The sequence below is a fragment of the Candidatus Roseilinea sp. NK_OTU-006 genome, from assembly GCF_012931985.1.
Classification (GTDB): Bacteria; Chloroflexota; Anaerolineae; order J036; family Brachytrichaceae; genus JAAFGM01.
In genome coordinates this window covers 1-20,763 of record NZ_JAAFGM010000031.1, presented here as the reverse complement: position 1 = coordinate 20,763, position 20,763 = coordinate 1, and the positions used below count along the sequence as shown (strand labels likewise).

Annotated in this window: 17 protein-coding genes; 10 read left to right on the top strand and 7 right to left on the bottom strand. The window is 62.2% G+C overall.

Annotated elements, in window-relative coordinates; genetic code table 11:
* Positions 1–48 precede the first annotated feature (48 nt).
* The 6 genes from rfbB (at position 49) to mce (ending at position 7,732) form a co-directional block, all read left to right on the top strand.
* Complete coding sequence (rfbB, locus tag GXH28_RS13185) at positions 49–1,077, top strand: dTDP-glucose 4,6-dehydratase (protein ID WP_169239497.1); 1,029 nt, start codon at positions 49–51, stop codon at positions 1,075–1,077.
* Between the two features lie 60 nt (positions 1,078–1,137).
* Positions 1,138–2,055, top strand: coding sequence for a ribonuclease Z (locus GXH28_RS13180; RefSeq protein WP_169239496.1), 918 nt, complete (start codon positions 1,138–1,140; stop codon positions 2,053–2,055).
* Positions 2,056–2,058: 3 nt separating this feature from the next.
* A complete protein-coding gene (locus GXH28_RS16490) occupies positions 2,059–2,832 on the top strand; it encodes a histidine phosphatase family protein (protein WP_240550397.1) in 774 nt (257 codons plus the stop codon).
* A 193-nt stretch (positions 2,833–3,025) separates the two neighbouring features.
* Positions 3,026–5,911, top strand: a complete 2,886-nt coding sequence (locus GXH28_RS13170; protein ID WP_169239495.1) for a helicase C-terminal domain-containing protein — start codon at positions 3,026–3,028, stop codon at positions 5,909–5,911.
* 145 nt (positions 5,912–6,056) lie between these two features.
* Positions 6,057–7,322 (top strand): glucose-1-phosphate adenylyltransferase, encoded by a 1,266-nt coding sequence (locus tag GXH28_RS13165; protein ID WP_169239494.1) that lies wholly within the window; start codon positions 6,057–6,059, stop codon positions 7,320–7,322.
* A 5-nt stretch (positions 7,323–7,327) separates the two neighbouring features.
* Complete coding sequence (mce, locus tag GXH28_RS13160; protein ID WP_169239493.1) at positions 7,328–7,732, top strand: methylmalonyl-CoA epimerase; 405 nt, start codon at positions 7,328–7,330, stop codon at positions 7,730–7,732.
* Positions 7,733–7,780: 48 nt separating this feature from the next.
* On the opposite strand, the gene sufD is transcribed toward mce, so the two are convergent.
* The 7 genes from sufD to GXH28_RS13125 form a co-directional block, all read right to left on the bottom strand.
* The gene (gene sufD, locus GXH28_RS13155) at positions 7,781–9,052 is read right to left on the bottom strand and encodes a Fe-S cluster assembly protein SufD (RefSeq protein ID WP_169239492.1); all 1,272 of its coding nucleotides are present in this window, start codon (positions 9,050–9,052) and stop codon (positions 7,781–7,783) included.
* A 2-nt stretch (positions 9,053–9,054) separates the two neighbouring features.
* Positions 9,055–10,470 carry a Fe-S cluster assembly protein SufB gene (sufB, locus tag GXH28_RS13150; RefSeq protein ID WP_169239491.1) on the bottom strand — a complete coding sequence of 472 codons (1,416 nt, stop codon included), beginning with the start codon at positions 10,468–10,470 and terminating at the stop codon, positions 9,055–9,057.
* A 44-nt stretch (positions 10,471–10,514) separates the two neighbouring features.
* Positions 10,515–11,324, bottom strand: coding sequence for a Fe-S cluster assembly ATPase SufC (gene sufC / locus GXH28_RS13145; protein ID WP_169239490.1), 810 nt, complete (start codon positions 11,322–11,324; stop codon positions 10,515–10,517).
* 169 nt (positions 11,325–11,493) lie between these two features.
* The gene (locus GXH28_RS13140) at positions 11,494–12,582 is read right to left on the bottom strand and encodes a glycosyltransferase family 4 protein (RefSeq protein WP_169239489.1); all 1,089 of its coding nucleotides are present in this window, start codon (positions 12,580–12,582) and stop codon (positions 11,494–11,496) included.
* A gap of 20 nt (positions 12,583–12,602) precedes the next feature.
* Complete coding sequence (locus tag GXH28_RS13135; RefSeq protein ID WP_169239488.1) at positions 12,603–13,508, bottom strand: AEC family transporter; 906 nt, start codon at positions 13,506–13,508, stop codon at positions 12,603–12,605.
* 80 nt (positions 13,509–13,588) lie between these two features.
* Entirely contained in the window at positions 13,589–16,141 is a 2,553-nt protein-coding gene (locus tag GXH28_RS13130; RefSeq protein WP_169239487.1) for an AAA family ATPase, read from the bottom strand.
* Positions 16,142–16,274: 133 nt separating this feature from the next.
* Positions 16,275–17,561, bottom strand: coding sequence for a 30S ribosomal protein S1 (locus GXH28_RS13125; protein ID WP_169239486.1), 1,287 nt, complete (start codon positions 17,559–17,561; stop codon positions 16,275–16,277).
* Between the two features lie 178 nt (positions 17,562–17,739).
* Here GXH28_RS13125 and GXH28_RS13120 point away from each other — a divergent pair, with 178 nt between their 5' ends.
* The 4 genes from GXH28_RS13120 to GXH28_RS16750 all read left to right on the top strand — a co-directional run.
* Complete coding sequence (locus GXH28_RS13120; protein WP_169239485.1) at positions 17,740–17,970, top strand: hypothetical protein; 231 nt, start codon at positions 17,740–17,742, stop codon at positions 17,968–17,970.
* Positions 17,970–18,119: a hypothetical protein gene (locus tag GXH28_RS13115; protein ID WP_169239484.1), complete on the top strand. Its 150-nt coding sequence runs from the start codon at positions 17,970–17,972 to the stop codon at positions 18,117–18,119. The genes GXH28_RS13120 and GXH28_RS13115 overlap by 1 nt, the downstream gene beginning before the upstream one ends.
* 17 nt (positions 18,120–18,136) lie before the next feature.
* On the top strand, positions 18,137–19,213 hold the full coding sequence (locus GXH28_RS13110) for an L-threonylcarbamoyladenylate synthase (RefSeq protein WP_320447965.1): 1,077 nt from the start codon (positions 18,137–18,139) through the stop codon (positions 19,211–19,213).
* 811 nt (positions 19,214–20,024) lie between these two features.
* Positions 20,025–20,763 (top strand): fasciclin domain-containing protein (locus GXH28_RS16750; protein ID WP_304515799.1); only part of this gene is annotated, 739 nt, incomplete at its 3' end.

The following is a 20,763-nucleotide window of genomic DNA, read 5'->3' as shown; positions in this document are numbered from 1 at the left end:
GTGTTGAATCTTTGAAATCACTCTGCTTAGGGTAGAATGCCGCTCGGCATGAAGCACATCATGATCACCGGCGGCGCGGGCTTCATCGGTTCTAACTACGTCCGTTACGCCCTTGAAGCACATCCTGATTGGCACATCGTGGTGCTGGATAAGCTCACCTATGCCGGCAACCTGGATAACCTGAAAGACGTGGCTGAGCGGTTCCACGGGCGCTACTACTTTGTGCAAGCCGACATCGCCGACCGCGAGGCCGTGTTCGCCGCAGTGCGGCAATATCGAATTGACACTATCGTCAATTTTGCGGCTGAATCACACGTGGATCGCTCGATCCTCGACCCAGACGCTTTCATCAAAACCGACGTATACGGGACCTACGTGCTGCTCGAGGCCACGCGGGAATTCGGCCTAGAACGCTTCCACCAGGTCTCCACCGACGAGGTGTACGGCGACGTTCCAACGGGTTACTCGCAGGAGACTGACCCGCTCGAACCCAACTCGCCCTACTCGGCCAGCAAGGCCGCCGCCGAGCTACTCATCCGCTCGTATCGCGTCACATACAACGCGCCAGTCACAGTCACGCGCGGCTCCAACACCTTTGGCCCGTATCAATACCCGGAGAAGCTACTCTCGTTATTTATCACCAATGCCATTGACGACCAGCCACTGCCTCTCTACGGCGACGGTATGCAGGTGCGCGACTGGCTCTACGTCATGGACCACGTGCGGGGCATTGACCATGTGCTGATGCATGGCCAGCTCGGCGAGGCCTACAACGTGGGCGGCGAGAACGAGCGGCACAACATTGACGTGATCCGCATGATGCTGCGCATCCTGGGCAAGCCGGAATCGTTGATCAAGCGTGTGGCTGACCGGCCGGGTCACGACCGGCGCTACGCGCTAGACACCCGCAAGTTGCGCGCTTTGGGCTGGGCGCCGCGTGCGGACTTCGAGGGCGCCCTGCGCGAGACGGTAGATTGGTATGTGAACAACGCGTGGTGGTGGCGCAAGATCAAGAGCGGCGAATTCAAAGAGTTCTACCGCCGGCAGTACGCCGAGCGGCTGGCCCAGGCGGTTTGACTTTAGAGCGGAATTAAAAACATCGCAGCGCAACGCTGCGCGCGGCTCTGCATTCCCGGCATGTTTGAGATCACCTTCCTCGGCACTGCCGCCTCCGCGCCGCTGCCCAAACGCGGCCTTTCCTCCGTCATCGTCGCGCATGACGAGTATCGCTTCATGGTGGATTGCGGCGAGGGCACACAGCGCCAGTTACTCAGCAGCGGCCTGGGGTTCCGCCGGCTGGAAAACATCCTGATCACACATGCGCATCTAGATCACATCCTTGGCCTGGCCGGCATCCTTTCCACCTTGGGGCAGTGGGAAACGATCGACCGCATGACCATCTACGGCGGTCGAAGCGCGCTTGACCGCATCGAAGACCTGATCTACCGCATCGTGTTCCGCGGCACACGGCCACCCATCCAGCTCAACCTCGTCGAAATCAAACCTGGCATCATTCTCGAGGGCGAGGACTTCGATGTGGTGGCCTTCCCGGTCCAGCACCGCGGCCCGGACTGTTTTGGCTTTGTCTTCCAGGAGCACTCACGCCGCCCTTTCCTGAACGACAAAGCCACCGCGCTCGGCGTGCCGCAGGGGCCGGAGCGCCGCGACTTGGTCCGAGGCCTCCCGATCACGCTGGCCGATGGCCGCATCATCCGGCCGGACGACGTGCTTGGCGAGCTTCAGCCGGGCGCCAAGCTGGTGATGACCGGCGACATTGGCGAGACGAATGGCCTGGAGCAGGTGGCGCGTAACGCGCACGCGCTGGTCACCGAGGCGACATACTTGGACGCCGACCTCCCACTCGCCCGCCAGAACAGCCACATCACCGTCGGCCTGGCCGCTCGGTTGGCGCGCAACGCCAACGTCAAGCAACTCATCCTCACCCATATCTCCGGCCGTTACCGCGAACGCGACCTGGAGGCCGAAGCGCGCGCCATCTTCCCCAACACGGTCATCGCGCGGGACTTCGACACCTTTAAGGTCAAGGCGGAGTGAGCCATGCCCATCCTCCTGCTTATTCGGCACGCGACAAACGACTTCGTCAAGACCGGCCGGCTGCCCGGCCGCACGCCGAACATTCACCTGAACGACGAGGGGCGCACACAGGCCGAAGCGCTCGGCCAAATGTTACGCGCGCGTCCGCTGGATGCGATATATAGCAGTCCGCTGGAGCGCGCGATTGAAACGGCTTGGCGCATCGCCGCGCCGCACGGCTTGCCGATCCACATCTGCACCGACCTGACCGACACTGACACCGGCGACTTCACCGGCAAGGAGATCAAGCGACTGGGCGAAGACGAGGCTACGAAGGCCCTGTGGCAAGTGGTGGTGGAGACGCCCTCACAGGCGAAATTCCCTCACGGCGAAGCCATGCTGGACATGCAGCGGCGCGTCGTAGATGCCCTAGAGGCGATCGTCGCTGCACACGACGATGTGGACCTTCTCGATACGCCATCAACGCCGTCCGCTTCCCATACCGACCCGGCGCCGGCTTCGCCGAAGGGCGACGCAGGCAAGGCCACCCCCCGCGATCAGGTTGCCGCTGAAAACACGCAATCGGAAAGGCCGAAAAAGCGGCCGCAGGTCGTCGCCGTCGTCGCCCACGCCGACGTGATCAAAGCAGCCCTGGCCCACTATCTGGGCATGCCGTTCGACTACTTCCAACGCCTGGCCGTATCGCCGGCGTCGGTGAGCACGCTGATGGTCGCCAACGACGAAAAGCGCGCCAAACGGCACATCGTCGTGATGAACGTGAATCACACGGCGCCTTAAAGGCTGCGCGCGCCGCGCCAGGGAGCGACGCCCGGCTGCATCGAATGAAGCAGAGCGCGCTGCGCAGGCCCGTCGCATCGGCGTTGGGCATACAATACCGGCGGGCAGACGCGCCATCACCTCGTGCACCTCGGGGTGGCTACCACACAGACCGACGTGGCCTTCCTCCTAAGTCCACTACAATCAGCGTCGCATGCGAACGCTTGTTTCACTCGACATCGAAACCACCGGCTTCGACCCCGAACGCGATGCCATCCTGGAGATCGGCATCGTGCGCTTTTGCGGCGAAAAGGTGCTTGAGGAATGGAGCAGCTTAATTGACCCTCAGCGTCCGATCCCGCATAAGATCACCGAGCTGACCGGCATCACCGACGACATGGTGAAGCGCGAGGGCATTCCGCTGGGGGATGGCCTACGCGAAGCGCAGCGGATCATCGGCGATGCGCCCATCATCGGCCACAACATCGCGTTCGACCTGAGCTTCTTCAAAAGCCTGAAGACGCCCCCAGCCTTCACCAAGAGCACCACGCTGGACACGTTCGAGCTGGCCGGTATCCTGGTGCCGCACGCCGGGCGCTACTCGCTCGGCGCGCTGGCAGGGGAGCTGGGCATCAGCCTGCCGAGGTCTCACCGGGCCATGGCCGACGCGCGCACGGCGCATCAGCTTTATCTGCGGATCTTCGAGCGCGCCGTGGCGTTGCCGCGCGAGATCGTGAACGAGATTAGCGCACACGCCAACCGGAGCGGTTGGGCGCTCGCCGAGTTTTGGCGCGATGTCCAGACAGAGCAGTCGCACGGCGCGTTCAGCGCCAGCATCGGCGCGCAGTTGCGCCGGCCGACGCCGGACGGCCGACAGCAAAAAGACCCATCCGCCGTCCTGCGCCGCCAGCAGGCACTGCAGGCCCAGCCGCTCAAGCCAAACGCGCAGATTCAGCCGCTGGACGTCGATCGCGTGGCTGCGACGCTGGCGAGCGACGGCCCATTCGCGGCTCAGTTTCCCGGCTATGAAATGCGCCCACAACAGATGGAGATGTTGCGCAAAGTCGCGCAGACCCTCAACGAGGGCGGCGTCGCGCTCATCGAGGCCGGCACCGGCACCGGCAAATCGCTGGCCTACCTCATCCCCGCCATGATGTGGGCGATGCAGAACGGCGAGCGCGTCGTCATTAGCACCAACACCATTAACCTGCAGGAGCAACTGGCCGATAAGGACGTGCCGGCCGTCATCCGCATCCTTGGCAAAGCCGGCCGGGCCGCCGTGATGAAGGGCAAGGGGCGTTACCTTTGCCCCAAACGTTTCGACGATCTACGCCGCAACGGCCCGGAGACCGCCGACGAGGCGCGCCTGCTGGCCAAGATCCTGATCTGGTTGCCCAATACGCTGACCGGCGACAGCGATGAACTCTTCATGCCGACGCCTGCCGAACGCGCCATCTTCCAGCACCTCTCCGCACAAAACCCGATCTGCAACGCCAACACGTGCAGCGCGACAGATTGCTTCTTCTACCAAGCGCGCCGGCTGGCCGAAAGCGCGCACATCGTCATCGTCAACCACGCCCTGCTCATGGCCGACATCGCAGTGGAGAACCGCGCCCTGCCCGAATACAACTACCTGATCGTGGACGAAGCGCACCACCTGGAGGCCGCCGCGACCGACTCGCTGACCTACCGCCTCGACCGCGATGAGATCCAGAGAGCGCTGAACGACCTGGGCCGCGCGACCAAGGCGCGCCAGGCCGGCGGCAGCGGCTTGCTCGCCGAGATCGCGGCCAACATCCGCGACTTGTTCGCACCCGAGCAAGGCGCCGCGCTCAACACCCTGTGCGATCAGGCCATGCAAGCCGTGAGCGCGGCCAGGGCGAGCAACATCACGTTCTTCGACGAGCTGGGCAAGTTCATCGCCGATGAAATCAGCAGCGATGCGCCCGACTACGTCCAACGCGTGCGCCTGACGCGCGCGCTGCGCAACCAGAGCAACTGGGAGCGCGTCGAGATTGCCTTCGGCAACTTCCAGCGCGATTTGGATGCGCTGGCCAGACAGCTCAACAACCTGCTCAAAGCGCTGCTGGAGGCGATGCCCCTCGTCTCCGATGCCGACGCGCTGGCCGCTCGGTTGCACGGCGCAATCCGCTTCATCACCGAAGCGAGTGAACAACTGAACAGCATGTTCGCCAAGCCGAGCGACGACCGCGTTTATTGGGTGGACCTCGAAATGCCGCGCAAGGCTGCGGGCCAGGCGCGGCTGACGCTGAACGCCGCACCGCTGCACGTCGGCCTGCTGATGCAACGTGAGCTATGGCAACAGAAGCGCGCCGTCGTGCTCACTTCGGCCACGCTGCGCACCAGCGCGGCCAATGACAGCGGCCAGCCCAGCTTCGACTACATCAAGGATCGGCTCAGCGCGCCCGACGCCGAAACGCTGGCGCTCGACTCGCCATTCGACTACTCGTCCTCAACGCTGCTCTACCTCGTCACCGACATCCCGGAGCCGAACCAAGAAGGCTATCAGCAAGCCGTGGAGCGCGGCTTGATCGAGTTCTTTCGCGCCTCAGAGGGACGTGGACTCGCCCTTTTCACCAGCTACTCGGCGCTGCGCGCCACGTCGCGCGCCATCACGCCGGCGTTGATGCGCGACGACATCCTGGTGCTCGAGCAAGGCAACGGCGCCTCGCGCCGGGCCATGGTCGAGAGCTTCCGCGCCGCCGAGCGCGCCGTGATGCTGGGCACCAAGAGCTTCTGGGAAGGCGTAGACATTCAGGGCGAGAAGCTGAGCGCGTTGGCCATTTGCAAGTTGCCTTTTGAGGTGCCGACCGACCCGATCTTCGCGGCGCGCAGCGAGACGTTCGCTAACGCGTTCAACGAATACTCGGTGCCGGAGACGGTGCTGCGCTTCCGACAGGGCTTCGGCCGGCTGATCCGCTCGAAGAGCGACCGCGGCGTGGTCGCGGTGTTCGACCGGCGGCTGTTGACCAAGAGCTATGGCGCCGCCTTTTTGAATGCGTTGCCCGGGCCGACGATCATGCGCGCGCCATTGGCCCAATTGAGCGAAGCCACGCGCAACTGGCTGGCCCCGCGCTGATCGGCCAGCGCGGGGCGCATATAATTTGCAGCGTGACACGCGCCACATCTCGGTTGCAACTCATCACCTTGCCGTCGCATCGCCAAGCCGCGTTTCTCACCTCGCCTCACCGGCACAACTCAACACCTGAAGTGAAAGCATCGTCATGCGAACCCTGGCCATGATCCTCGCCGGCGGGCGCGGCAGTCGCCTGAGCGTGTTGGCAAACAAACGCGCAAAGCCCGCCGTCCCTTTCGCGGGCAAATACCGCATCATTGACTTTCCGCTCTCCAACTGCGTCAACAGCGGCATCTACACCGTAGGCGTGGTGACGCAGTATCGCCCGCGCTCACTGCAAGATCACATCCGCAACGGCGCGCCGTGGGACCTGGACCGGCTGAACGGCGGTGTGTGGATGCTGCAGCCATATCAGGGCCGCCTGGATTCCGACTGGTACGAAGGCACTGCCGACGCGGTCTACCAAAACCTGGACTTCGTGCGCAACGCCCGCGCCGACTATGTGCTCATCCTCTCCGGCGATCACGTCTATAAGATGGACTACAGCATCCTGATCGGCTTTCACCAGGAGAAGCGCGCCGATGTGACCGTGGCCACGCTCCGGGTGACGCCTGAGGAGGCCGGCCGATTCGGCATCGTGCAGACGGATGCGAACTACCGCGTCACCTACTTTGAGGAGAAACCCAAGCAGCCCAAGGGCACGCTGGCTTCGATGGGCATCTACGTGTTCAACTACGACACGCTGGTCAAGGTGCTGCACGAGGACGCTAAAAATCCAGACTCGACGCACGACTTCGGCAAGGACATCTTCCCGAAGATGGTGACCGAAAACTACCGCGTCTTCGCCTTCCCTTACACCGATTACTGGGTGGACGTCGGGACGATCCAGTCCTACTGGGAGGCGCACATGGACCTGTTGGCCGACACGCCGCCGATTGACCTGCTCGACCGCCAATGGGTGATCCACACGCGCTCCGAGGAACGCCCGCCGGTCAACATCCGCACCGGTGCTACCGTTAATCATTCGCTGATCACCGACGGCTGCGTCATCGAGGGGTCGGTCGAGTATTCTGTGCTCTCGCCCGGCGTGCGCGTCAAGCGCGGCGCAGTGGTACGCTATTCCATCATTATGACGGATGCGGTGATCGAACCAGGCGCGATGGTGGATCGCTGCATCATTGACAAGAATGTGGTCGTCGGACGGGGGGCGTGTGTGGGCTACGGTTCGGACTACACCGAGAATGCCGAACTGCACCTCAGCACCGGCATCAGCGTCGTCGGCAAAAATACCATCATCCCACCGGAATTTCGCATCGGGCGCAACGTTGTGGTGGGCAGCGACTTGAACGACGACGCCTTCAACGGCGATTTTCTCCCCAGCGGCCAGAACTTCATGGTCGAAGCCACCGATTAATTCATATGAAGCTTGATCACCTCGCCATCGCTGTCGCCGACCTCGACGCCGCACTCACCTTTTATCGCGATGCGCTCGGCCTGGAACTGGACGGGATCGAAGCCGTGGAGCGAGAAGGGGTGCGGATTGCCTTTCTGCCACTTGGCGACGGCACATCCCGCATCGAACTCGTGCAGCCGACGCGCGACGACACCGGCATCGCCAAATGGATGGCCAAGCACGGTCCCGGCATGCATCATGTGTGCCTGGCCGTGCCCAACCTCGAGTCTGCGCTGGCGCGGCTGGTCGCCCATGGCTGCGAGCTGATCCACCCGCAGCCCGTCAGGCGCGAAGACGGCACGCCCTACGCCTTTATTCATCCGCGCAGCGCGTTCGGCGTGCTGGTGGAGCTATACGAGAAGCCGGAGTAAAACAAGCCGGACCGTGCAGGCCCGGCTTGTTGCACGCGGAAGAAGCAATCAGCCGATCTTCTTGCCGATCTCCTCGATCAGCCGGTTGCGCGTCTCCGCCAGGGGGATGCGCTCGATGACCGGCGCGAAGAAGCCCTCGACGATCAGCCGACGCGCCTCGGTCGCTGAGACGCCGCGGCTGCGCAGATAGAACATCGGCTCGTCCTCGATGGTGCCGACGGTGCTGCCATGGGTGCAGCGCACATCGTCGGCCTCGATCTCCAGGCCGGGGATCGAATCGGCGCGGCTGCGCGCAGAGAGCTGCAAGTTGCGGTTGGCCTGATACGCGTCGGTCTTTTGAGCGCCTGGGAAGACGCGAATGTTGCCGCGCCACACCGTGCGCGCCTCGTCGCGCAAGGCGGCCTTGTAGAGCAGGTCGCTCTTGCAAGCCGCCGCAATGTGGTTCTGCTGCGTGTCGTAGTGCAACTGCTGCCGAGTGTCGGCAAAGTACACCCCGCTCAACAATGTGGTGCCGCGCGGGCCGACCAGATCGGCCTCGATCAGGCTCTTGGTGAATTTGCTGCCGAGGCCGCCGATCACCCAGTGTAATGTCGCTTCCTCGCCCACCTTGGCGCGCTCGGTGGAGAAGTTATACACGTTGCGCCCCCAGTCCTGGATGCTGACATAGTCCAATTCGGCGCCGTTGCCGAGCATGATCTCAACCACGCCGCTGTACATCGCTTGGTGCGGACCGGTGGGCGAAGCGAAGTCCTCGATCAACGTGGCTTTGGCGCCTTCGCCCAGCACAACCAAGGTGTGGTTGAAGCCGGCGAGCTGATCGGCAGCCATGCGCGTCGTCACGCGCAGCGGTTTGTCCAGGCGGACGCCGGCCGGCACATACAAGACCGTGCCATGGCGCACAAAGACGCCGTGCAACGCAGCATAGAAGGCATCGTTGAGCTTGACGCACTGCGTCATCAGCCACTCATCGAGCAGGCGCGGGTGCTTCTTGATCGCGCTTTCGAGGCTGGTGAAGATCACGCCTTGCTGCGATATTCCGGCGGGCAAACGCGAGCGCTTCACATCGAGGATGGTGTTGGCCGGCGTGATGCCGGATAGGATCAGGTCTAGCTTGAACGCGCTGAGATCCACGCGACGCCAAAGCTCGTCGTGCCGGTTCGGCGCCGGCGTGTCGCGGAACACGCGCAGCGCTTCGAGACGCCGCGCCAGCATCCACGCCGGATCGCCCAGCGCCGCCGAGTACGCTTCGACGAACTCGCGGTTCAGATCGCCGGCTCTGACTACCGGCGCCGGTTTCAATACAGGTTGAGCGACTGCCATGGTTAACCGATCGTGCCCTCCATCTGCAACGCGATCAAGCGATTCATCTCGACGGCGTACTCCATCGGCAGCTCCTTCACCAACGGCTCGATAAAGCCGGAGACGACCATCGTGCTGGCGTCTTCCTCGCTCACGCCGCGACTCATCGCGTAGAAGAGCTGCTCTTCACCGATCTTGCTCACGCTCGCTTCGTGGCCGATGACCACATTGTTGGTATCCACCTCGATGTAGGGATACGTATCGCTGCGGCTGTGCTCGTCGAGCAGCAGCGCGTCGCATACGACGTTGCTGCGGCTGCGCGCTGCATCGCGATAGACCTTGAGCAAACCGCGATAGCTGGTGCGCCCGCCGTCCTTGCTGATGGACTTGCTGACGATCTTGCTGGTGGTGTTGGGCGCCGCATGCACGACTTTGCCGCCGGCGTCCTGGTGCTGCCCGCGCCCGGCAAAGGCAATCGAGAGAATTTCGCCGTGCGCGCCCGGCTCCATCAAATAGACGGCCGGATACTTCATGGTCAGTTTGCTGCCCAGGTTGCCGTCCACCCACTCCATCGTCGCGCCTTCGTAGGCCGCCGCGCGCTTGGTGACCAGGTTGTAAACGTTCGTGGACCAGTTCTGAATCGTGGTGTAGCGGCAGCGCGCGCCTTTCTTGACGATGATCTCCACGACAGCGCTGTGCAGCGAATCGCTGGAGTACACAGGGGCCGTGCAGCCCTCGACGTAGTGCACCTGCGCGCCCTCATCTACGATGATCAGCGTACGCTCGAACTGGCCGACGTTCTTGGCGTTGATGCGGAAGTAAGCCTGTAGCGGCATCTCGATCTTCACGCCCGGCGGGACATAGATGAACGAACCGCCCGACCATACCGCGCTGTTCAACGCTGCGAACTTGTTGTCGGTGTAGGGGACGAGGGTGCCAAAGTACTGGCGGAAAAGCTCCGGATACTCGCGCAGGCCGGTGTCGGTGTCGAGGAAGATCACCCCTTGCGCCTCCAACTCCTTGGCGAGGTTGTGATAGATTACCTCCGACTCGTACTGCGCGCCCACGCCGGCCAGATATTTCTTCTCCGCCTCGGGAATCCCCAAGCGGTCATAGGTGTCCTTGATCTCCTTCGGCAGCTCATCCCAGGAACTGGCCTGTCGGTCGGTGGGTTTGATGTAGTAGTAGATGTCGTTGAAATCAATCTCTTTGAGCGCTTCACCGCCCCAGTTGGGCATCGGTTTGCTGTTGAAAGCCGCCAGGGCCGCCAGGCGGAAGCGCGTCATCCACTCCGGCTCACCCTTCATCCACGAAATCTCCTTGACGATCTGTTCGTCCAGGCCCTTGCGGCTCTTGAACGCGTAGTTCTCAGGCTCGGAGAAACCATACTTCTCCAGGTACTCTTCGTTCACCGAAACCTGTGTCTTTTCCTCAGCCATGGTTCACGCCTCCTGCACCGAGACCAGAAATCGCGCCCCGGTTCTCAATCTACCAATTCCGGCTCCTTCAGCCAGTCATAACCTTTCTCTTCCAGATGCAATGCCAGCTCTGGTCCGCCGCTTTCCACGATTCGGCCATCGATCAGCACATGCACAAATTGCGGCTTGATGTAGTTCAGCAGGCGTTGGTAATGCGTGATCACCAGCACGCCCATCTGCGGATTGCTGCGATGAAGCGTGTTCACGCCCTCGCTCACGATGCGCAACGCATCAATGTCCAAGCCGGAGTCGGTTTCGTCCAAGATGGCCAGCTCAGGCTTGAGCATCGCCATCTGCAGGATCTCCGCGCGCTTCTTTTCGCCGCCGCTGAAGCCGTCGTTCAGGTAACGCCCGGCAAACGATTGATCTACCTTGAGCATTTGCAGCGCCTCGCGCAGTTGCTTGGTGAAGACGGGGATCGGCACGCCTCTCACGTCCGGCGGCAATACGCCGCCGTTCTTCGCCGCAGCTTCGGCCTTGATGCGCGCATTGATCGCCGTGCGCAGAAAGTTGGCCACGGTCACGCCGGGGATGGCAACCGGATACTGGAAGGCCAGGAAGATGCCGGCACGGCTGCGCTCGTCGGCCTCCATCTCCAAGATGTTCTGACCCTTGAAGATCACTTCGCCGCCGGTCACCTCGTAGCCGGGATGACCCATCAGCGCGTAGGCCAACGTACTTTTGCCGCTGCCGTTCGGCCCCATAATGGCGTGGATCTCGCCTGGGTTGATCGTCAGGCTCAGTCCTTTGAGGATCTCCCGATCCGTATCGGCGATCTTGACGTGCAAGTCCCTAATCTCGAACCATGTACCCATAAGTGTTTGCTCCGGTAAGGTCGTGTTGCGTCTTTCTGTCGCGACTCGGCGCGACAGAATCAACATCTCACAAACTCAAGTTTGACAGCAGTATAACTAAAAGTGAAGCGCAGTGTCAACACCTTTCAATCAGAGTGTATCAGCCCCAGCTAAGCGCAGGCTGAGAGGATCACTCACCGCCTGAGGATGCCATCCGGACGGTCCGCTGCGACTCGCGTGTCGTTGATAGGCGCGCCATGACGACGATCACGCCGACCAACAACGCCGTGAGCGTGATCAGCTTGGCGAGCGGTGAAAGCGGCAGCAACGCCGACCCGCCCAGCAGCGCGCAAGCGCCGGCGTAGAGCGCGACGATGCGCGCCGTCGGCCAGCCCTGGTCAACCAGGCGCAGGTGCAGGTGGCCGCGGTCCGAGGCGGCCGGGCTGTGTCCCCGCCGCACGCGATCGAGGATCTGCCACAGCACGTCGGCAATCGGCAGGCCCATCACCAATAGCAACAGTGCGATTTTTGCGCCGCCGATGATGCCGATGCAAGCCAACACATAGCCCAGATAAATCGCGCCGCCGCCGAGGAAGATCCTAGCCGGCGGCCGGTTGAAGACGAGGAATCCGAGCAAGGTCCCGATCAGCGCGATGGGCAACAACGCCACGCTGTACTGCCCCTCGCGCCACATGTGGATGGCCACCACGCTCGCGGCAATCACCCCGACCGTTGAAGCCAACCCATCCACGCCATCCAAGAAGTTCACTGTGTTCATCATCCCCAGAAACCAGAACAGCGAGAGGCCGACGACCACCCCATAGCCGGCGATCGGCCCGAAGACCTCCGGCGCGGTCAGCACCACTTCGCGGCGCGTGAACGGGTTGGTGAAGCGTTCGATGAAGATTTGGCTGGTGATGGCGACCAAAGCGGCGAACGCCTGTAGCCCCAACTGCATCCGAGGCGACAAATTGAACTTGTCATCGGCGATGGCCAGCGCGAACATCGCGCCGCCGCCGGCGATCAATCCGGCAAAGCGCAGCCCCTCTTTGGGGTCGAGCGAGGGGACGCCGAACGACCGGCTGACCAGCGCCGCCAGCGTGAACGCGCCGAACAGGGGGATCACCCCCAAGCGCGAGGTGCGCCGAGCATGTCTGCGCCGGCCGCCCGGCTCATCGGCAATGCCGAGGTACAACCCCAACCGAATCGCCAGGGCAGTGAGGGCCAGCGACGCGATGAACGCGATCAACCACGTAGCAAGCGAAGCGGCGAGCGGCACAGCAGCATTGTAAATCGTCGCTACAACGCAGCCAGCACCAGCAACAAGGTGACCATGCTGGCCAGGTTGGAGAAAAGCACCGTCGCTGTGACGAATTCCGGCAAGACGTTGTTCTCCAACGCGATGATGGAGACCAGCACCGCTGCCGGCATGCTGGCCTGCAAAATACCGACGTTGCGCTCCAGCGCCGGCAAATCGAAGAACCCTACCAGCGCAAATGCCAACAGCGGCCCGGAGATCAGGCGAATGCCCGCTGCCATGAGCATATCGAGGCTGACGGGAGGGATGCCGGCGTTCGCAAACTGCACGCCGAGCGCGATCAGCATGATTGCGATCATCGCCACGGCCAATAGCTCAACGGTCCGCGCCGCAAAGGTCGGCAGTTGTATGCCGGCGGCGTTGATCAGCATCGCCGGTGCCAGCGCAATCAACGACGGTGTGCGCACCACTTGGGCAAACGCCCGAACCGGGTTACGGTGACCGGAATTCGCCAGCAGCACACACAGCACAAAGGCGAATGCCAGGTTAGCCAGGAAGTAGATGGTCGCCGGCAGTAACGCCGCCTCGCCCTGCGCAAACTGGGAGATGGGCAGCCCAAAGTTGCCTACGTTGCCGAAGGCGGCGATCATCATGTAGGCGATGGTCATCTTGCGGCTGCGCCGCAGCAGACGGGCCACCAGGAAGGCCATGGCGACCGAACCGACATAGACCAAGGTGATGAAGGCCACCATGCGCATCGCCAGGGCAGCCTCGATACGCGCCGTGCTAATCAGGTTGAACACAAAGGCCGGCGTCAGCACGTAGTAGGCGAGGCGCGACAGGGTGCGGCCCTCCAGTTGCAAACGCCGCGTTGCAACGTAAGCAACGCCCAGGATGATGAAGACCGGCGCAAGGACGTTCACGAAGATAGGTAACAACCACAACATGCGAGGCAGGAATATGAAACAGGCCCGGCCTCCACATCAGGAAACCGGGCCTTCCGAACAACCGAGGATGGCACGCCGGTTTAAGCCATCGCCGATTCGAACAACGAGCCGTCGTCGCCGGGCCGGACGGGTTGAGCGCCAATCGGTCGAATCTCGACATCGGCGGAACCGACCATCGGTTCGGTGGGCGTGAAGGTCAGCTTACCATCCACCAAGTCAATCAGGATGCGGGTGTTATCCACGAAGCGGCCGGAGAGCAAACCGTCCGACAGCACGTCCTCCACTTCGTTTTGGATGACGCGGCGCAGTGGGCGCGCGCCATAGTCGGGGTCGTAACCCTTCTCGGCCAAGTACGACTTGGCCTCGTCGGTCACGGTAAGCACAATGTTGTGCTCGCCGAGGCGCTTCTGCACCTTGTTCAGCTCCAGGGTGACGATCTGGCCAATCTGCTCTTTGGTCAGCGGGCGGAATACCACTGTCGCGTCCACCCGGTTGAGGAACTCCGGCCGGAACAAGCGCTTAAGCTGGCCCAGCAGTTTCTCTTTCACCTCGGCAAACTGTTCTTCCGCCGCCTTTTGCTCATCGCGCTTGACGTTGAAGCCGAGCTTGCTCTCGCGTTTGATCAGTTCGGCGCCGACGTTGCTGGTCATGATGATGCAGGTGTTGCGGAAGTCCACTTTGCGGCCGCGCGCATCGCTCAGCCGGCCTTCCTCCATGATTTGCAAGAGCATGTTGAAGACATCGGGATGCGCCTTTTCGATCTCATCGAACACCACAATCGTGTAGGGCCGGCGGCGGACGGCCTCGGTTAACTGTCCGGCGTCGTCGTAGCCCACGTAGCCGGGCGGCGCGCCGACCAGGCGCGAGACGGTATGGCGCTCCATGAACTCACTCATGTCGAGCACCAGCAGGGCGTCCTCACTGCCGAAGAGTTGTTCGGCCAGCGCTTTGGTCAACTCGGTCTTGCCGACGCCGGTCGGGCCCAGAAAGATGAACGAGCCCATGGGGCGCTTAGGGTCTTTCAGCCCCACGCGCGCGCGGCGCACCGCCCGCGCGATCGTCGCAATGGCCTCATCTTGACCGACGATGCGCTTGTGCAGCTCCTCCTCGAGGTGCACCAGCCGCTCGCTCTCCGTAGTCGCGATGCGTTTGACCGGGATGCCGGTCCACATGGAGACGACTTCGGCAATGTCATCCGCGCTGACCTCCGGCCCTTCGGTTTCGTGATCGAAGTTCGAGCGCAATTGCTCGATCTGTTCCTGTAGCTCACGCTCACGTTGGCGCAGAGCCGTGGCTTCTTCGTAGCGCGCCTCGGCGTAAAGATCCTCGCGTTCCTTCTGAATCTGGCGCAGCTCGCGGAAGGCGCGTTGTAAGTTGATGGACTGCGGCGACTTGTACATACGGACGCGTGAGGCCGATTCGTCAATCAAGTCAATCGCCTTGTCCGGCAAATAGCGATCAGGCACATATCGCGACGAGAACTGCACGGCAGCACGCACGGCTTCGTCGCTAATGCGCAGTTTGTGGTGCGCCTCATAGGCGCCCTTCACGCCTTGCAAGATTTCGATCGCCATCTCCGGCGTCGGCTCTTCCACGTAGACCGGCTGGAAGCGCCGTTCCAAGGCGGCATCGCTTTCGATGTACTTGCGATATTCGTTCAGTGTCGTAGCGCCGATGCATTGGAACTCGCCGCGGGCCAGGGCGGGCTTCAGGATGTTGGCAGCATCCACGCTACTTCCGGCTGAGCCGGCACCGACAAGCATATGCACTTCGTCAATGAAGAGGATCGTATCGCTGATCTTCACCTCCTCAATCACGCGCTTGAGGCGCTCCTCGAACTGGCCGCGGTACATGGTGCCGGCGACGAGCGAGCCGACGTCGAGTTGCATCACGCGCTTGCCGAGCAACGGTTCCGGCGTCTGGCCGTTCACGATCCGCTGCGCCAGCCCCTCGACGATCGCCGTCTTGCCCACGCCGGGTTCGCCGATGAGCGCGGGGTTGTTCTTCGTGCGCCGCGCCAGGATTTGGATCACGCGTTCGATCTCGGTCTCCCTGCCGATCACCGGATCAAGTTTGCCTTGCTCGGCAAGTGCCGTCAGGTCGGTCGCCAGTTGATCGAGCGCCGGCGTCTTGGGCCGTTCCTTCTTCTGGCTGGGCAAGGCCGAAGCGGCCTTCGCCCCCTCGGGCTGTTCCTGTTGGATGGCCCGCATGGTCTCGCGGCGAATGCGATCCGGCGTGAGGCCGAGTTGGCGCAGCACGTCAATCGCCACGCCATCGCCGTGACGAATCAGCCCCAGCAGCAGGTGTTCGGTGCCAATGTAGGAGTGGCTCAGCTTACGCGCTTCCTCTACGGCAAATTCCAACACCTGCTTGGTGCGCGGCGTCAGTTCTGGCTTGCCGGACGCCGCGCGGCGTCCGGCGCCTGTCATCCGCTCGACCATCTCGGCGACGCGCTCGGGCTTCGCGCCCAATTCGCGCAGCACGCGGCCGGCGATGCCATTCTCTTCTTTGACAATCCCCAGCAGCAGGTGCTCGGTGCCGATATAGTTGTGGGCCAAGCGCTCGGCTTCGTCGTTTGCGATCTGCAAGACGCGCCGCGCGCGCTGATTGAAGCGGTCTATTTTGCCTGCCACGGATTCACCTCTCCTGGAATCTTAACCCATGCTATTAGAGCGACCTTAACACAACGTCCCGAAGTGAAACAACATCGAGTAAGACAGGGCGATGAAAAGGCGCAAGGGCGCAACCGAATTGCGCCCTTGCTGTTCAATCTGCATCCGCAGGCGATGGTTCAACGAGAGGCTCGCCGCCGTCGCCCACCGCGTCATCCACGACGTCGGGGACGGCTGCTTGGTCTTCGTCATTGCTCAATACCTCCGCCTGCCAATCGGTATCGGCATATTCCGGCCGGTTCACCCGCCGCAGACTGAGGGCGATGCGGCGCTGTTCCGGCTCCACGCGCAACACGCGCAGCGTGAGAATCTGGCCTTCCTTCACCACCTCGCGCGGACTGCCGATCGGCTTGTCGCTCAATTCACTGAGCGGGATCAACCCTTCGATGGCCTCGTCGTCTTTCAAACGCGCAAAGACACCATGCTTTGGATGCACCTTGATCACCTCGGCTTCCAGCAACTGTCCAGGCTTGTACTTCTTACCGATCACCTGCCACGGATCCGGCGCGAGTGCCTTCAGACTCAGGCCGATGCGGCCGGTTTCCCGCTCAATGTTGATCACCTTGACGCTGACCTTGTCGCCTTCCTTCACCACTTCGCTCGGATGCTTGATGCGCGTATGGGCAAGTTCGGTCAGATGAATCATGCCGTCCGCGCCGCCCAAATCCACAAACACGCCGAAGTCCTTAACGCTGCTGATCACGCCTTCCAAGATCTGGCCGACCTCGATGCTGCTGAGCAGCTTTTCTTTCTGCGCCAGTCGCGCTTCTTTGCTGGCGGCGCGTTCGCTCAAGATGAGGCGATTGCGCTCGCGATCCAACTCGATGACCTTGACCAGGGCCTTCTGGCCAACCAGCTTTTGGAAGCGTTGCTCCGGAGGCAAACTCTCATCGCCCAGCATACGCTGATGCGCCAAGCTGAGTTGAGACGCCGGAACGAAGCCACGCAGGCGGCCCACCTTGATGATCACCCCACCTTTGTTGAACCCAGCAATCGGGGCCTCGATCGCCTCTTGCTTCTCGAACAGCGCCTCGGCATAGCGCCAGTCTTTCTCCGAGACCGCCCTGCTCATCGAGAGCACGACGTTGCCGTTCTGATCTTCCGGCTGCACGACGTAGGCGAAGACCTCGTCACCCACCTTCAGGCTGCTGCGCACATCTTTGGGGAGAGCCTCGACATCTTTACTCGATACGATGCCCTCAGACTTCGCACCCAATTCGACCAGGATCTCACGATCGGTGATCGCGATGATGCGTCCCGATACGAGCTGGTCCTTTTCGAAGCTGCTCACCTTGGCCTGGAACTGGTCGAGCAACTGCGAAAAGTCATCTTCCCCCTGCTTCGGGTTATTCGCCTGCTGGGGAGTTCCTTGATTCTCCATACTTCCGGTGTCTTTCCTTCGGCGTGAATTTGCGGGATTATACCTAAGCGCAGGATGAGAGACACTCAGGCCGACACTTCCCCGGTCAACATCGCCGGCGATGCACAGACCGAGTTGCAGCTTACGCTTACAATGATGATCGCAAAGAATGGATGACCGCTCTCAAGCATCACTATGTATGAACCTTCCCACTCCGTTCGTGCAGAGCGATCTGCCCATCAGCCCACGATACGCCGGCAAAGTGCACGACGGGTACGACTGGCCGGGTGGGCAACGCGCGCCGGTGGCCGCCGATCGCATCTCGGCTTTCGACCGCATCCTCGGCACAATCCCTGCTACAAAAAAACGACCGGGCTCAACCAACGGTCCGCATTCTGGTTCGAGCGCACGCACGGCCTCGTACCGGTGATGAGCGACGCGTTGATCGCCTTGGCCTGCCAGCGCTACATTCGCGCCGATGAGCAGATCGCCGGCCGGCCGTTCGTCCCCGGCGCGTATCCGGTGAATGAGCGGATTCTGCGGGGAATGGAAGATTGTGAAGGGAGATGGGGAAGTTAGCAACGCGAATCCTACCTGTGAGCGACGCGGGATCGGCGGAAGGACGCGCAGCCATTCGCGAGGCGGCCCGAGTGATCCGCGACGGCGGGCTGGTGGCCTTCCCAACTGAGACCGTGTATGGCCTGGGCGCCAATGCGCTGGATGCGCGGGCCGTTGCGCGCATCTTTGAGGCCAAGCAACGCCCGTTGAACGACCCGCTTATTTTGCACATCGCCAGCCTAGACGACTTGACCGACTTGACCTCCGCAACCGCCCAAAGCGACGCAACCGCACTCGGGTCACTGGTCGCAGGGCTGACGCGCGCGTTCTGGCCCGGCCCGCTCACGTTGGTGCTGCCGCGCAGCCGCAATGTGCCGCCCATCGTCTCAGCCGGCCTTGATACGGTCGCCGTACGTATGCCGGATCATCCCGTTGCGCAAGCGCTGATTCACGCCAGCGGCGTCCCCATCGCCGCCCCCAGCGCCAATCGCTTCGGTCACGTCAGCCCAACCACGGCGCAGCATGTGCTTGACGATCTCAACGGCCGGATCGACTTGGTGCTGGACAGCCACGCTACGTCCATCGGCGTCGAGTCCACTGTGTTAGATTTGACCACTGCCCCGCCGCGCATCCTGCGGCCCGGCGGCGTGACGCGCGAGCAGATCGAACATGCACTGGCCAACATCGGACAGAGGCTGGCACCGGACGATCCCCAATTACTGCCGCGCATACCGCGTAACATGCCCCTACCCTCCCCTGGTATGCTGCCATCGCACTACGCGCCACGGGCACAGTTAGCGTTGTGTCGCGATACCGACAGCCTGCTCGCCCAGCGCGCCAACTTCGCAGCGCGCGGACTGAAAACCGGCCTGCTCATCCTGGAAAGCCAGCGCCAAGCGTGCGCCAATTTGCATCCGCAGTTTGTGCTCGGTGAAACGTTGAGCGATATCGCGCGCAACTTATACGCCGGCTTACGCGCGCTGGACAGCGCCGGTGTAGATGTGATCTTGGTCACCGAAGTACCGCGCAGCGGTTTGGGCGAAGCCATCGCCGACCGCCTGGCGCGCGCCGCGGCCAAGGCCGTTGAAACAGAGGCCAACCGCGACCATGATTGACTAAACCGCGCCATGCGTGTGGCGTATTCGGCGCTTACACATCGGGCGAACCAACCGCGCGCGTGTGTTGTGGGCACACATCGGCTGCGACACGCTCGCCTTCCTCAGCATGAAAGGCACGATGCACGCCATCGACCGCGCAGGCGGCTATTGCAACGCTTGCTTTACCGGACGCGATCCGCCGCCGCTCGAAGACATCCCCAACAAACAAGCGTTCGAAGGCGTGTTCGATTCAACGGCCCGACACGCCAACCCACTCGCCCACAAACTTTACCGATGTGCATTGCCATCATCGGCGCCCGCGGGTGCGAACATGTTACGCCGGCCTAATGTTGACGCGCAACGGCCCCAAAGCGCTGAGTTCATCTGTCTTTTCGGCGATCCAGAGACGTAGGCCGTGCTACCGCTGCTCAAGACCGACCTTCGAAAGTATGCAATACCGCCGCGATGTTGGTGCCGGCTGGCTTCATCACGACTCAAACCCAGCGGCCCAGCCTTTTCTTCCCCCCTGCCTCTTTCTTAAGACCCTTACCTCATCACCTGAACTTCTCACAAAAAACTTCGTCTGTCCTAGTGGGCTACTCCATATCTATTTAGCAACTCCTTAGCTGAACATCACAAAGCCTTCACAATGGCTGTACATAGTTCAGATATGTAAACGATGCGTTTGTGCACGTGCACAAGCAAGACAAAGCTCACGCACAATAGACAGATTCGATATCTTGGAGGAGAACGAATGTTGAAGAAAAGAGTGCTTTTGATGGGTGTAGCGAGTGCGATAGTTTTGGCAGCATGCGCAGCGCCGCCCCCGATGCCCGCGCCCACACAGGCGCCTGCCCCTACCGCAACTCCTCAGCCCACCGAAGCGCCGGCCATGGAGATGAAGGACATCGTGGACACCGCCCTGGCCGCCGGCTCATTCAACACACTGGCCGCCGCCCTGCAAGCCGCCGGCTTGGTGGACACGCTCAAGGGCGAAGGGCCGTTCACCGTCTTCGCCCCCACCGATGAGGCCTTCGCCAAGCTCGACAAGGCCCTGCTCGAGGACCTGCTCAAGCCGGAGAACAAAGACACGTTGACCGCCATCCTCACCTATCACGTCGTGCCGGGCAAGGTGACCGCAGCCGACGTGGTCAAGCTCACCAGCGCGAAGACCGTCCAGGGCGAGGAAGTGGCGATTCAGGTGGACGGCGACACCGTGGTGCTCAACGACGCCGCGAAAGTCATCACCGCCGACGTGATGGCCAGCAACGGCGTGATCCATGTGATTGACACCGTGATCTTGCCGCCCTCGGTGCGCGAGGCGCTCGCCGTCGCCGAGACGAAAGACATCGTGGACACCGCCCTGGCCGCCGGCTCATTCAACACACTGGCCACCGCCCTGCAAGCCGCCGGCTTGGTGGACACGCTCAAAGGCGAAGGACCGTTCACCGTCTTCGCCCCCACCGATGAGGCCTTCGCCAAGCTCGACAAGGCCCTGCTCGAGGACCTGCTCAAGCCGGAGAACAAAGACACGTTGACCGCCATCCTCACCTATCACGTCGTGCCGG